This is a genomic window from Streptomyces recifensis (assembly GCF_002154615.1).
GTDB classification, from domain to species: Bacteria; Actinomycetota; Actinomycetes; order Streptomycetales; family Streptomycetaceae; genus Streptomyces; species Streptomyces griseoluteus.
Window position 1 is genome coordinate 1 of the sequence record NZ_MUNH01000633.1, and the last position, 531, is coordinate 531.

At 68.4% G+C, this 531-nt stretch carries 1 protein-coding gene; it reads left to right on the forward strand.

Features of this window, described 5'->3' with window-relative positions:
* Window positions 1-531: sensor histidine kinase (locus tag CCN33_RS27470; protein ID WP_244173954.1), on the forward strand; the 531-nt coding region annotated here is incomplete at both ends.

Sequence of the window (531 nt, forward strand, 5' to 3'; positions counted from 1 at the left end):
GGAGCTGGAGTCGGACCGGGGTGTGGTCGTCGACACCGCCGCCGCCGACCTGCGCCGTATCGAACGCGACCTGCACGACGGAGCACAAGCACGCCTGGTCAACCTCGCCATGGGACTCGGACTCGCCAAGGAAAAACTCCACCACGACCCCGAAACAGCCGCCCGCATGGTCGAAGAAGCCCACGGCGAAGTCAAAACCGCCCTCAAAGAACTCCGCGACCTCGCCCGAGGCATCCACCCCGCCGTCCTCACCGACCGAGGACTCGACGCAGCCCTCTCCGCCATCGCCACCCGCTGCACCGTCCCCGTCACCCTCACCGTCGACCTCCCCACCCGACCCGCACCCGCCATCGAAGGCATCACCTACTACACCGCCAGCGAACTCCTCCAGAACATCAGCAAACACAGCCACGCCCACCACGCCACCCTCGACCTCTGGCACACCCCCCACCACCTCATGCTCCAAATCCGCGACGACGGAATCGGCGGAGCCGACGCCGGTCGCGGCACCGGCCTGGCGGGCCTGGCCGA